Annotated in this window: 12 protein-coding genes; 1 reads left to right on the forward strand and 11 read right to left on the reverse strand. The window is 29.1% G+C overall.

Annotated elements, in window-relative coordinates:
* Window positions 1–76: 76 nt before the first annotated feature.
* On the forward strand, window positions 77–295 hold the full coding sequence (locus tag BTM21_RS06105) for a DUF378 domain-containing protein (protein ID WP_021875589.1): 219 nt from the start codon (window positions 77–79) through the stop codon (window positions 293–295).
* A gap of 86 nt (window positions 296–381) precedes the next feature.
* Here the strand turns inward: BTM21_RS06105 and BTM21_RS06110 are convergent, their stop codons facing one another.
* The 11 genes from BTM21_RS06110 to BTM21_RS06160 form a co-directional block, all read right to left on the reverse strand.
* Window positions 382–642 carry an HPr family phosphocarrier protein gene (locus BTM21_RS06110; RefSeq protein WP_021875588.1) on the reverse strand — a complete coding sequence of 87 codons (261 nt, stop codon included), beginning with the start codon at window positions 640–642 and terminating at the stop codon, window positions 382–384.
* 160 nt (window positions 643–802) lie between these two features.
* Window positions 803–1063, reverse strand: a complete 261-nt coding sequence (locus tag BTM21_RS06115; protein WP_016206312.1) for a stage V sporulation protein S — start codon at window positions 1061–1063, stop codon at window positions 803–805.
* A 198-nt stretch (window positions 1064–1261) separates the two neighbouring features.
* Window positions 1262–2806, reverse strand: a complete 1545-nt coding sequence (gene rny / locus BTM21_RS06120) for a ribonuclease Y (RefSeq protein ID WP_079481329.1) — start codon at window positions 2804–2806, stop codon at window positions 1262–1264.
* A 322-nt stretch (window positions 2807–3128) separates the two neighbouring features.
* Window positions 3129–4181, reverse strand: a complete 1053-nt coding sequence (gene recA / locus BTM21_RS06125; RefSeq protein ID WP_021875586.1) for a recombinase RecA — start codon at window positions 4179–4181, stop codon at window positions 3129–3131.
* Between the two features lie 163 nt (window positions 4182–4344).
* On the reverse strand, window positions 4345–4935 hold the full coding sequence (gene pgsA, locus BTM21_RS06130; RefSeq protein ID WP_079481328.1) for a CDP-diacylglycerol--glycerol-3-phosphate 3-phosphatidyltransferase: 591 nt from the start codon (window positions 4933–4935) through the stop codon (window positions 4345–4347).
* Window positions 4919–6256, reverse strand: a complete 1338-nt coding sequence (gene rimO, locus BTM21_RS06135) for a 30S ribosomal protein S12 methylthiotransferase RimO (RefSeq protein WP_079481327.1) — start codon at window positions 6254–6256, stop codon at window positions 4919–4921. The genes pgsA and rimO overlap by 17 nt, the downstream gene beginning before the upstream one ends.
* Window positions 6257–6338: 82 nt before the next feature.
* Window positions 6339–8759 (reverse strand): FtsK/SpoIIIE family DNA translocase, encoded by a 2421-nt coding sequence (locus BTM21_RS06140; RefSeq protein ID WP_021875583.1) that lies wholly within the window; start codon window positions 8757–8759, stop codon window positions 6339–6341.
* A gap of 167 nt (window positions 8760–8926) precedes the next feature.
* The gene (locus tag BTM21_RS06145) at window positions 8927–9664 is read right to left on the reverse strand and encodes a ClpP family protease (protein ID WP_021875582.1); all 738 of its coding nucleotides are present in this window, start codon (window positions 9662–9664) and stop codon (window positions 8927–8929) included.
* Window positions 9665–9711: 47 nt separating this feature from the next.
* A complete protein-coding gene (gene dapG / locus BTM21_RS06150; RefSeq protein ID WP_021875581.1) occupies window positions 9712–10914 on the reverse strand; it encodes an aspartate kinase in 1203 nt (400 codons plus the stop codon).
* Between the two features lie 20 nt (window positions 10915–10934).
* Entirely contained in the window at window positions 10935–11261 is a 327-nt protein-coding gene (locus BTM21_RS06155; protein WP_021875580.1) for a YlmC/YmxH family sporulation protein, read from the reverse strand.
* Window positions 11262–11328: 67 nt separating this feature from the next.
* A complete protein-coding gene (locus BTM21_RS06160) occupies window positions 11329–12636 on the reverse strand; it encodes a M16 family metallopeptidase (protein ID WP_021875579.1) in 1308 nt (435 codons plus the stop codon).
* Between the last annotated feature and the right edge of the window lie 101 nt (window positions 12637–12737).

Raw genomic sequence — 12737 nt, forward strand, 5'->3', positions numbered from 1 at the left:
TTATTATTTTTTCAGTTATATTTTAAAAATTTTTTCATATATATTAGTTAAGAATAACTTTTAAGGAGGATTCAACATGTGTAAAATTACTTTACTTGACAAACTTTCATTTATTTTAGTTCTAATAAGTGCTATTACTTGGGGGATTATAGGAATTTTTAATGTTAATATTATTGCTCTAATAAGTGGTAACTCTATTCTTATTCAAAGAGCTATTTATATTCTAGTCTTTGCAGCTGCTATAAATTTAATTCTAGTTTTATTTAAATGTAAGTCCTTAAGCAAAATTAATTAGATACATAATATTTTACTGGAAAAACTTAAGATTTTTAATTAATACTATTCTAAATAAAAAAAAAGTGCCCATGGCACTTTTTTATTTTAGTCTTCTAAAGTTGCTATTAAATTTGCAATTTCTTCTACTGCTAAAGCTTCGTCATCTCCATTAGCTATAACTGTTATAGCTGATCCTTTAGTAACTCCTAATGAAAGAACTCCGATTAAGCTTTTAACGTTAGCTTTCTTTCCATTAAACTCTATGCTTACATCTGATTTAAATGATGAAGCCTTCTTTACTAATAAAGTTGCTGGTCTTGCGTGTAAACCAGTTCCGTTATTTACTACTACTTCTTTAGATACCATGAAACACACCTCTTTACTAAATTTAATATATTTATCTATTTAACTATTTTATTATATACGGAAATAATTAAAATTTCAAGTTTTTTTAAAAGGTTTTCACTTTTTAAAAAATAGTGACTATGTAAAAAGCATAGTCACTTTTAATAAATTTTATTTTTAATTATCTTGGTTGTACAATTAATTTTATTGCTGTTCTCTCTTCTCCATCAATTTCAATATCTGTAAATGCCGGTACACAAACAATATCCTTTCCGCTAGGAGCTACAAATCCTCTTGCTATGGCTATTGCTTTCACAGCTTGATTTATGGCTCCTGCTCCTACCGCTTGAATTTCCACTATGTTCTTTTCTTTAATTATAGCAGCTAATGCACCTGCTACTGAATTAGGGTTTGATTTAGTTGATACCTTTAATACTTCCATTTTTTCGTCATTACCTCCTAGATAAAAATCGTTTACAATTTTAAAAATAATTACATCTCTCTTTATATATATTCTATCTATTTTCTTAAATTCCTCTTTTATTTATGCTTTTTGAATATTTATTTCTAATAATTTTTTATTAATAAAATATGAGAAATAAATAAAATGCATTTTACTATCGTAAAATGCACTTTATATTTATTTAGCAAAATCTACTGCTCTTGTTTCTCTTATTACATTAATTTTAATTTGACCTGGATACTCTAGTTGTTCCTCTATACTCTTAGCTAAATTTCTTGCTAATTCAACTGATCCAGCATCATCTAAATGATCTGGTTTAACCATAATTCTAATCTCTCTACCAGCTTGAATGGCATATGACTTTTCTACACCTTCATAAGAATTTGCAATCTCTTCTAATTTTTCTAATCTCTTAATATATGCTTCTAAGGTTTCTCTTCTAGCTCCTGGTCTTGCAGCTGATATAGCATCTGCTGCTTGAACTAAAACAGCTTCTAACGTCATCATTTCAACATCTCCATGATGTGCCGCAATAGCATTAACCACAACTGGAGATTCATGATATTTCTTAGCCATATCTCCTCCAATTAACGCATGTGGACCCTCTTGCTCTTGATCTACAACTTTACCAATATCATGTAGTAAACCTGCTCTCTTTGCAAGATTAACATCTAAACCTAATTCTGAAGCCATTAAGCCAGCTAAGTATGCAACTTCTATGGAATGCTTTAATACATTTTGTCCATAACTTGTTCTATACTTTAATCTACCAAGTAGTCTTGTTATTTCAGGATGAACTCCATGAACACCAGTTTCTAGAGTTGCTTGTTCTCCTTCTTCCTTAATGTCATTTTCAACATCCTTCTTAGCTCTTTCTACCATTTCTTCAATTCTAGCTGGATGAATTCTACCATCTACTATTAACTTTTCTAAAGCTATTCTAGCCACTTCTCTCCTTATAGGATCAAAGCTAGATAGTATAACTGCTTCTGGAGTATCATCTATAATTAAATCTACTCCTGTTAATGTTTCTAATGTTCTTATGTTTCTACCTTCTCTACCAATAATTCTACCCTTCATTTCATCATTTGGTAGGGCAACTACGTGTACAGTTGATTCAGATACATGATCTGCAGCACATCTTTGAATAGCAGTTGTTATTATTTCTCTTGCTTTTTTATCTGCTTCTTCCTTAGCCTTTGATTCAATATCTTTTACCATCATAGCTGTTTCGTGAGAAATTTCCTTTCTTACTTCATCTAAAAGAATCACTCTTGCTTCTTCTGAAGTTAGAGTAGCTATTTTTTCTAATTCTTCTCTTCTTTTAGCATACAGCTCTTGTATATTGACCTCCATTTGATCAATTTCTTGCATTCTTTTATTGATTGTTTCTTCTTTTTTCTCTAGAAGATCACTTTTCTTATCTAGTGATTCTTCTCTTTGAATTATTCTTCTCTCAAGCCTTTGAACTTCATTTCTTCTCTCACGAGAATCTCTTTCTAAGTCATTTCTAAGTCTGTGAACCTCTTCTTTTGCTTCTAAAATAGATTCCTTTTTAGTTGCTTCTGCTTCTTTCTTTGCATTTTCTAAAAGAACTTCTGCTTCTTTTTCTAAGCTATCTATCTTTGCCTTAGAAGCCTTGTGTATAGCTTGCTTAAGCACTATATATGCTACTGCTAATAGTGCAATATCCACTATTCCAAAAATAAGATATTTCACCATAAAAACACCTCCTCTATTATAATAAAAAGTTTATATAATCTAATAAGAAAATGAGTAGGTGTCATATTAGTCCTCACTGATAATTGTAATATGATAAACCAGTATTTGCTATTATTTTATCTTAAAATTAAAATTATGTCAAGTTTAGTTGATTAAATACATTTGTATTTTTTAATTGTTTACATTTAGTAATTTGTCAATTAATTTTGTTAATTTTATTTTTTTAATATAAAAAAGAACTAATATCCAATTACAGTAGATTGAAAGGATATCAGTTCTTATTATTTACAATTTACAATAAATTTATTCTTGTTTATGGAAATTATTTTTCTTCAGACTTTGATTTTTTATCTGATTTTACTTCTACTTTTGTTGCCAATGGTAGATTATGTTTTGCTCTAATTTGATTTTCTACATCTAATGCAACATCCTCATTATCTTTTAAGTATAATTTAGCATTTTCTCTACCTTGCCCTAATCTAATATCACCATATGAGAACCAAGCTCCACTTTTTTGTATTATTCCTTCTTTAACTCCAACGTCAACTATATTTCCTGTTCTTGAAATACCTTCATTGTACATAATATCAAATTCAGCTTGTTTAAATGGTGGTGCTACTTTATTTTTCATTACTTTGACTCTAGTTCTATTACCTACTATTCCTTCGCCTTGCTTTATTGAGTCTATTCTTCTAACATCTAATCTAACTGAAGAATAGAACTTTAAAGCTCTTCCCCCTGTAGTTGTTTCTGGATTACCAAACATAACTCCAACCTTTTCTCTTAATTGGTTTATAAAGATTGCTACGCATCCTGTTTTTTGTATAGTTCCAGTTAATTTTCTTAAAGCTTGTGACATAAGTCTTGCTTGAAGACCTACGTGAGAATCTCCCATTTCACCTTCTATTTCCGCTCTAGGTACTAAAGCTGCAACTGAGTCTATTACTATAACATCAATAGCTCCTGAACGTACTAAAGCCTCTGCTATTTCAAGACCTTGCTCTCCTGTATCTGGTTGTGAAACTATAAGACTTTCAGTATCTACCCCTAAATTTCTAGCATAACTTGGATCTAAAGCATGTTCTGCATCTATAAATGCTACTGCTCCACCATTCTTTTGTGATTCTGCAGCTATATGTAATGCTACTGTAGTTTTACCTGAACTTTCTGGTCCATATATTTCAATTATTCTTCCTTTAGGAACTCCGCCAATTCCTAAAGCAATATCTAAATCAAGGCATCCAGTTGAAATAGCATCAACATTTAAAGAACTATCTGCTCCTAATTTCATTACTGACCCTTTACCAAATTGTTTTTCTATTTGGCTCATAGCACTTTCTATGGCCTTTAACTTTTCTGTATCTATATTACTCATAAAGCACCTTCCTCTCCATCTCGAACATTTGTTCTAAATAAATTATAGTCCATTTTTAAAATTAAGTCAACTATATACATTAAAAAATATTTATAATAAAAGTCCCATCTAATTTCTAGGTGGAACTTTTATTATGATTATATCCTATTATTTTATTTTTAATCTATTTATTTGAATTAATTACTTTTTTATTTTTTCTAAAATAATCATATCCTGAAACTATAGTTATAGCCACAGCTAAAAGTAATAAATATTTTGGAGCATATGTAATTAATCCTCTAAACAATTCATTTCTTATAGCTAAATCAGTTAAATAAGCTGATGAACCTACATTTACTTGTAGTAATAATGTTACTATAGCTATTATTTGAATTACTGTTTTTATTTTTCCCCACCAACTAGCTGCTATAACTTTGCCTTCTGATGCAGCTATTGTTCTAAGGCCTGATACTGCAAATTCTCTAGCTATTATTATTACTGCTGCCCATGATGGTACAACTTGAAGTTCAACTAAAGATATTAATGCTGCAGTAACTAAAAGCTTATCTGCTAAAGGATCCATGAATTTTCCAAAGTTTGTTATTTGATTTCTACTTCTTGCAATATATCCATCTAATTGATCTGTAAGTGATGCAATTACAAAAATAAATGTTGCAATTATAGTTCCATAAGGAATCCCTTTTACTGCTATAAAAACTAAAAATAATGGTACTAAAAATATTCTTAGCATAGTTAATTTATTTGCTAAATTCATTATATACCTCTCCTATTAAATCATACTCTAAAGCTTCTATTATTTTTACTTTAATTATATCACCTTTATTTAAATTTTCATCTGACTTTACATATATAACTCCATCTATTTCTGGAGCCATTTCTGAACTTCTTCCTATGAAATATTTACCTTTTCTTCCTTCTATTATAGTATCATAAACTTTTGAAACTTTCAATTTGTTTAAGCCTTCAGATACTATTTTTTGAACGTCCATCAATTCTCTTTCTCTAACATCTTTAACTTCTTCTAAAACTTGATTATCCATTTTAGAAGCAGGTGTTCCTTCTTCTTGTGAATATTTAAATACGCCTACATTATCAAGTTTAAAGTCTTTTAAAAATTCTTTTAACTCTTCAAATTCCTCTTTTGTTTCTCCTGGGAATCCTACTATTAAAGACGTTCTTAAAACCACGCCAGAAACCTTTTCTCTTAATCTATTTATCTTAGATATTATAGTTTGTTTATTTGTTTTTCTTGCCATTCTTTTTAAAATATTATCATTTATATGTTGAATTGGTAAGTCTAAATATTTTACGACCTTATCATTAGTTGCAATTTCATCTATTAATTCTTCTGTTATTTCTTCAGGATAACAATAAAGTAATCTTATCCATTCTACACCCTCTATTTTAGACATTTCTGAAATAAGTTCGTGTAACTTTTTCTCATTATATATGTCTATTCCATAACAAGTTAAATCTTGAGCTATAAGTATAAATTCCTTAACTCCTTGACTTGAAAGTGACTTTACTTCTTCAAGTATATTTTCCATCTTTCTACTTCTAAATTTACCTCTTATTTTAGGTATAATGCAATAGGTACAAAAATTATTACATCCTTCAGCTATTCTTACATATGCTGTATGCTTATCTGTTGTTAATAATCTTATGCCTTCATTTATATTATTATCACTATATTCTGCTGATGAAATTCGCTTTTCTTCTTTTATAAATTGCATTATAAGTTTGTGTAATTTCATATAGTCATTAACACCCATTAATATATCTATCTCAGGCATTAACTCTAAAAGCTCATCTCCATATCTTTGAGTTAAGCAACCTGTTGCAATTAACATCTTACATTTATATTTCGTCTTATATTCTGCCATCTCTAATATAGTATCTATCGATTCCTGTTTTGCCTTTTCTATAAATCCACAAGTATTTACTATTATTATATCTGCTTCTTTTGGATCATTTGTTATTTCATAATGCTTATTTATAGATCCTAATATAAGTTCTGAATCTACTCTATTTTTATCACAGCCTAAGCTAACCATTCCTACTTTAAATTTTTGCAACCTTGTTTCCTCCTGTGTTGTGTACTTTCTAAATTAAACATAAATTAATTTTAATGTAACAATGACATATTTACAAGTTTTTTTAATCTTCTAAACCTAATTCTTCTTTTGAAATCAATACCTGCCTTGGTTTACTTCCATCCTTTGAAGATATTATGCCTCTTTCTTCTAATTCATCCATTATTCTAGATGCTCTATTAAATCCTATTCTTAATTTTCGTTGAAGAAAAGATGTTGATGCTTGACTATATTCTACAACTATATTAATAGCTTCATTTAAAAGTTCATCTGTATCACCTTCTGAATCATTACTATGAGAGTTACTATTTGACACTCCATTTTCTATGTGTTCAATTATTTCTTCCTTATAAATAGTTTCCTCTTCTCTATCTTTAACAAATGAAACAACTTTTTCAACTTCATCTTCATCAATAAAAGCTCCTTGAACTCTTAAAGGCTTACTTTCACCTATTGGATAATATAACATATCCCCTCTACCTAATAATTTTTCAGCTCCTGTTGAATCTAGTATAGTCCTTGAATCTACCCCTGAAGATACTGCAAAGGATATTCTAGATGGTATATTAGCCTTAATTACACCAGTTATAACATCAACTGAAGGCCTTTGAGTTGCAATTATTAAATGCATTCCAGCTGCTCTTGCCATTTGAGCTAATCTACATATATAATCTTCTACATCATTTGGACATGCCATCATTAAATCTGCAAGTTCATCTACTATCATTACTATATAAGGAAGCTTCTCCTCTATCATTCCTTTTTCAAATAAAGCATTATAACTTTCTACATTTCTAACTGATGAATCAGCAAAAAGTTTATATCTTCTAGTCATTTCATTTACAGCCCAATTTAAAGCTGCAGCAGCCTTTTTGGGGTCTGTAACTACTGGTATTAATAAATGTGGTATTCCATTATATACACTAAGCTCTACTACTTTAGGGTCTATCATTAAAAGTTTAACTTCCTCTGGGCTATATTTATATAGTAAACTTATTATTAATGCATTTATACATACTGATTTACCAGAGCCTGTAGCTCCTGCAATTAACATATGAGGCATTTTACTTAAATCTCCAACAACACATTTCCCTGCAATGTCTTTTCCTAAAGCAAAAGCTAATCTATTATTTGAGTTTTTAAATTCTTTAGAGTCTAATACCTCTCTTAAAAATACTGGTGTTTGCTTTCTATTTGGAACTTCAATTCCTATAGCCGCTTTACCTGGTATTGGTGCTTCCATTCTTACTCCACTTGCAGCTAAACCCAACGCTATATCGTCTTGAAGATTTACTATTTTAGATACTTTAACTCCAGGACTTGGTTGAATCTCAAATCTTGTAACTGATGGCCCTTTAGTTACTTGTACAACCTTTGCATCTACTCCAAAGTCATTTAATATCCCTTCAAGTTTATTTGCATTTTCTATAAGTTCTTTTTTATCTTCACTTTTCAATCTCATTTTAGAATTTATATTTAGAAGATCTACTGTTGGATAATGGTATATTTTTTCTTCTATTTTAGTTTCTGAGGATATATTATCTTCTATTTCTTTAGTCATAACCTCTTTTGACTCATCATCAAGTTTTCCCTTTTTAACATGTCTTTCTATAGGTTTTGTATCTTCTTTTAATGCCTTATTGTCATCATCAAAAACCTTTATATCAAAAGGATTCTTTATTGATTTATCCGTAGCAATCTCCCTAGAAGAAATGTCTTCAATAGTTGGAACATCTTCTAAGGATGATGATTTCATAAAATCTAATATTTTTATTTTATTATTTATACCATTAATAAACTCTTCTCTTTCTTTATCTTGTACCTTAGGAACTACGTTAACTAAATCATTCTTTGTTTGTATCGTAGTTTCATCACTTACTTTATTTTCTATTTTTCTGCTTTTTTTATTTAATTTTGCTTTTGAATGTTCATCTTTAAAATACATAATAACATCATACAAAGTAATATCAAAAACTAATATAATTCCTATAAATCCTAATGTTATATAAAGTACATATGATCCTAAATAACCTAATAATTGACTTAGTGGATACGCTATCATATATCCTATAAGTCCACCATGCAATCCACCTTGTAATATAACATTCTTTAAAGTCTCACTAAAGCCTTCTCTGCTATTCATAACATTAAGATTTCCAGTTGAACATCCTAAAATTATTATAAATGCAACCATAGTAACTCCAAAAAACCTTCTTGAAAACTGTATAGTTCCTTTACTTAAAATACTATCTATTCCAAAGTAAACTAAGTAAGCTGGAAGTATAAAAGCTCCAACTCCCAATAAATTATATATTACTTTTCTAGAAAATATAGATAATGCCCCTGCCCAAGTTGTGTATATAGCAATAGCTAATAATATTCCTGTAGATATATATATTATCCCCTTAATATCTCCATTTTCTTTATTCTTACTTGTTTGTTTCCCTTTCGCAGCTTTGGTATTGTTCCCTTTCCCCCTAGCCAATCTATCACCTCGTTTTAAACCTATTCCATATTATGTTAATTTGTCTTTTGCATAATAATATTATACCTCGTAGTTCTAAAAAAACAACTATTATGTATTATACCACATAAAAATAAAGTATACTAAAAAATAGTCACCTGCTAAGCAGATGACTATAAAAAACGAAATTATTCCTTTATATTTTGTTTTTCTATAAGTTCTCTCAATTTATCTATAGCATCTTTAATTCCACCAACTTCGTCTATAAGACCACATTCTACAGCTTGCTTTCCTATTAATATAGTTCCCATATCATTTAACAACTCATCTGATTTTAACATCATTTTTTTAAGTTCATCTTTATCTATTTTAGAAGTTCTTACTATAAAGTTGTCAATTCTCTCTTGCATCTTTTGGAAGTAATGAAAAGTTTGAGCTACTCCTATTACAAATCCATTCATCCTAACAGGGTGTATTATCATTGTTGCTGATGGAGTTATAAAGGAATAACTAGATGAAGTAGCTAGTGGTACTCCTATAGAATGTCCTCCACCTATTACTATTGATACTGTTGGTTTTGAAATAGAATTTATCATTTCTGCAATAGCAAGCCCTGCTTCTACATCTCCACCTACAGTATTCAAAATTATAAGTACTCCTTTTACTTTATCATTTCTCTCCATAGCTATTAATTGTGGAATTACATGTTCGTACTTTGTAGATTTAGTTTGTGGTGGTAACACTTGATGACCTTCTATTTGTCCTATTATAGGCAATATTTGTATACTTTCATCAGGAGTTACTCCGTTAGCATTTCCAAATTCCTTTATCTCTTCTCTTTTTTCTTTTGCTTTATCTAGTTCTTCTTTTTCTTTTTCTATATTTGTATCTGTTTCTAAATTTGCTTTATTAAAAAATTCATCCATAATAAAAACTCCTCCTATACAATGTATTTTGTACAAGAGGAGTTTTTTTATTCACCTAAATTAAATGCCTTATGAAGTAAATTTATAGCTTCCGGAACTTTATTTGAATAAATTAAACACCAAATGGTCATGTGAGAATCTGCTGTTTGCAAAACTTCTATATCATTTAGTATTAATGTATTTATAATTTTAGCCATAATACCAGGAACTCCTGTCATGCCTGTTCCAACCATAGCTATAGTACTACAATTTTCTATTATTGTATAATTTATTTTAGCTTCATTTAAAACTTCTTCTAACAATTCTTTTTCACAGGAATCTATTGTAAATATTTGTTCTGCTGGAAATATATTTATAAGATCTAAACTAATATGATGCTTAGCTAATATATCTAGTAATTGTCTATAATTAGCTTGTTCTTTATTATCTTTAAGTCTAACTCTAACTTGTATTCTATTAGCTAAATGAGTTATTCCTGATAATGCATTATCTATATGGTCTGATCCTAAATTATTAATTAATGTCCCCTTACAATTACTCATAGTATTTTTTATTACTATTGGTATATTTGCTTTTCTAGCTAATTCTACAGCTCTTGGATGAATTACCTTAGCACCTTGATCTGCAAATTGAAAAACTTCATTATAACTTATTACATCTATTAATGAAGCGTCATTTACTATCCTAGGATCGGCTGTCATAATTCCATCAACATCAGTATATATTTCTACTGAAGCTGCTTTTAAAGCAATTCCTAATATACATGCTGATGTATCACTTCCCCCTCTTCCTAAAGTAGTAATATATCCACTTTCAGTAATTCCTTGAAATCCTGTTACTACTGGTACCTTACCTTGCTCTAATACACTTAATATATGCTCTGGATGTGCATCTATAAATTTAGCCTCTGTAAATTTATCGTTAGTTATAATTCCTGCTTGTCCACCAGTTAATGGTACAGCTTGAATTCCAGCACTTACTAATGCATTTGTCATAACTACTGAACTTATCATTTCTCCACAAGACATAATCATATCTGTAGCTTGTGGATTTTGTCTTTTGAAATTATTATCAAGTAATGATAGTAAAGTATCTGTTGCATAAGGTTCTCCTTTCCTCCCCATTGCTGAAACTACCACTACTGGGGAGTACCCCCTATCAATTGCTTCTTTTACCTTCTCTACTACTTGTTCTCTTCTTTCCTCCGTAGAAACGGAAGTTCCCCCAAATTTTTGTACAATAATTTCCAAGAAATAATCCCCCCTAAATTTTAGGCCCTTGCTCTTCTAATTTTTCCTCTATCAGCAGAAACTACTATTACATTAGCCCCAACCTTTGTAACATATCCCCAAGGAATTTCCACATATTCTCTTCCGCCAAAAAATCCAAATTTACTTCCTGCAACGGCTGCTACTATAAATTGTAGATTTCCATCTTCATCAATTATAAAGTCAAGTGCATGCTGAGTATCATATTTTTCAGCTTCTTCAGTATTGAAGATTTCATATCTTTCTAAATCACTTAATAGTCTATACTTAGATTCTTCTCTTTCTTCAATATCATAAAAGTCTTGTCTTTTTCTATCTCCTCTTATCATAAAAGCTACCTCCTTATTTATCTTAAGTAAAACTTATGCTTAAAGGAGGTAATTTATTACACTTTTATTATATCTTAATTTTTCCATTTTGACCAGAATTATCATAAGCTTTTATATCTCTTGATATGGACTGGTTTAACTTTTTATAATCTATTTCTTGACCTACATAAGCTGTACTTATAATTCCAGGCTTAAAACACTCTTCTAATACATAGCTTATGTCATCATTATTTATATTGTTAATTCTTTTTATAACATCTTCTTGTGTATTTATTTTATTTTGTAATAATAGAACTTTAGCATTAGCAAACATTCTTGAAGAAGTGCTTTCTAAGCCTAATATGTAATTTGCTTTTATCTTTTCTTTATTTATTTCCAGGATATCTTTAGTTATACCTTCTTTAGCAAATAATTTAAGTTCTTTATCTATAACTGTAAGAGCTTTATCTGCATATTGCTTACTAACTCCTGTGTATATATTTACTATACCTGTTCCTAAATATGGTTGCCCATATGAATAAATTGTATAGCATAATCCAAGTTCTTCTCTAACTTTTTGAAATAAAATTGAAGATGCTCCACCACCAAAAATATTATTTAATAATACTAATGAATAACCCTTTGTATGTGCATATGGAAGTCCTTTAAAAGATAAATTTATATGAAGTTGTTCAATCTGTTTATTAGTATATTTACTATCATTTAATAATATAGGTGTATTGTATTTAGGTATATATATATTGTTACTTTCCCAACCTCCAAAATACTCTTCAAGAATTCGTTTTAATTCTTTTTCATCAAATTTACCACAAATTGATATAACGGAATTATAAGGTGTATATTTAGAATTAATAAAATCCATTATTTTTTCTCTAGTAAAAGATTTCACGCTCTCTATTGTTCCAAGTATTGGATATGAAAGTGAATTTTCACCAAAAATAGCTTTAGAATGGTCATTCTCTAAAACATCTTCTGGAGTATCTTCACTCATATTTATTTCTTCAATTACTACTCCCTTTTCTTTTTCAATTTCTTCTTCATCAAATTTAGAATTTAAAATCATATCTGATAATATATCAATAGAAAGTTCTAAGTGAGTATTTAATGCTTTTATATAATAACAAGTCGCTTCTTTGCTTGTATATGCATTAATTTGCCCACCTACATTTTCTATTTCTTGTACTATTTCTTTGGATGTTCTTTTGTAAGTTCCTTTAAAGAACATATGCTCTATAAAATGTGATATACCGTTTACTTCTATATCTTCATTTCTTGATCCATTTTGCACCATAACCCCAACACTTATAGAATTAACATGTTCTATATATTCAGTAACTACTCTCAATCCATTTTTAAGGGTATATAAATTATACATAAATCCTCCTATAGCTATTTATCTTTTTTATATTTTTCTTTAGTTTATTTCATACTTATAAAAATTATTCTATATATAGAAAAAAGGCAATATCTTGCCCT

Source organism: Clostridium chauvoei, from assembly GCF_002327185.1.
Taxonomy (GTDB): Bacteria; Bacillota; Clostridia; order Clostridiales; family Clostridiaceae; genus Clostridium; species Clostridium chauvoei.